The organism is Neorhizobium petrolearium, from assembly GCF_017873175.1.
Classification (GTDB): Bacteria; Pseudomonadota; Alphaproteobacteria; order Rhizobiales; family Rhizobiaceae; genus Neorhizobium; species Neorhizobium petrolearium.
In genome coordinates, this window is the sequence record NZ_JAGGJW010000055.1 from 1 (window position 1) to 1401 (window position 1401).

The window sequence follows — 1401 nt, forward strand, 5'->3', positions numbered from 1 at the left end:
TTCGAGGCCAAGACGCAATTCGCCGTCGCATTCGGCGAAAGGTTCGTCAGCAACTGACGGAAACGGGCCTCAGGCACAAAAAATCCGACAGTCCCACGAGTTACGCCGACCTGCCTCGTGCATCTGGAGCGTAACCGCTACAGCGTCCCGGCCTCCTTCGCCAATCGCCCGGTGAGCCTGCGCGTCTACCCGGATCGTGTCGTGGTCGCCGCGGAAGGACAGATCGTCTGCGAGCATAGCCGGGTTATCGATCGATCTCATGACCGACCGGGGCAGACCATCTACGACTGGCGGCATTACCTGGCTGTCGTGCAGCGTAAACCCGGCGCTCTTCGCAACGGTGCACCGTTCACCGAGCTACCGGACGCATTTAGGAGCCTGCAGCAATACCTGCTCAAGAAGCCGGGCGGCGACCGCGAGATGGTCGATATCCTGGCGCTTGTCCTTCAACACGATGAACAGGCCGTCCTGTCGGCCGTCGACATGGCGCTGAAGTCCGGCGTTCCAACCAAGACGCATGTGCTGAACCTGCTGCATCGCCTCATTGATGGCAAATCCTTCACGCCACCGACCCTCGATGCACCTCAGGCACTGACGCTCACCAATGAGCCCAAGGCCAATGTCGAACGGTACGATACCTTGAGAAAGACGGAGGTTCGCCATGCGTCATAACCCGGCAAGCGGCGCGATCGTTATCATGCTGCGACAACTGAAGATGCACGGCATGGCCCAAGCCGTCGGTGATCTGACTGAGCAAGGAGCGCCGGCGTTCGAAGCCGCCATCCCGATCCTGTCGCAGCTTCTGAAAGCAGAAACAGCCGAACGAGAGGTGCGATCGACGGCCTATCAGCTCAAGATCGCACGCTTTCCTGCTTACCGCGACCTGAACGGCTTCGACTTCGCCAGCAGCGAGATCAACGAAGCGCTCGTGCAACAGCTCCACCGTTGCGAATTCCTCGACGACGCCAACAACATTGTCCTGGTTGGCGGCCCCGGCACGGGCAAGACGCACATTGCCACGGCGATCGGTGTGCAGGCCATCGAGCATCACCACAAAAGGGTCCGGTTCTTCTCGACCGTGGAGCTGGTCAACGCGCTTGAACAGGAGAAAGCACAAGGCCGCTCCGGCCAGATCGCCAACCGCCTCGTGCATTCCGATCTCGTCATCCTCGATGAGCTGGGGTACCTGCCGTTCAGTGCGTCGGGAGGGGCTTTGCTGTTCCATCTGCTGAGCAAGCTTTACGAGCGCACCAGCGTCATCATCACGACAAACCTCAGCTTCAGCGAATGGGCCAGTGTCTTCGGTGAACCAAGCATCGCAGACTGCCCCTATTGTCGACGGGGTGGTGCATCATGTGACTATCATTGACCCACGCCACGGCCTTGCGGGTCAACGTCTTG

2 pseudogenes are annotated in these 1401 nt (G+C 60.0%); both read left to right on the forward strand.

Going from position 1 to position 1401, the window contains the following annotated elements:
* Positions 1-96: 96 nt before the first annotated feature.
* Positions 97-672, forward strand: a pseudogene (locus tag J2046_RS33600) (Mu transposase domain-containing protein); the annotation flags it as partial.
* A pseudogene (istB, locus tag J2046_RS33605) lies at positions 662-1401 on the forward strand (IS21-like element helper ATPase IstB); the annotation flags it as partial. The pseudogenes J2046_RS33600 and istB, both read left to right, overlap by 11 nt.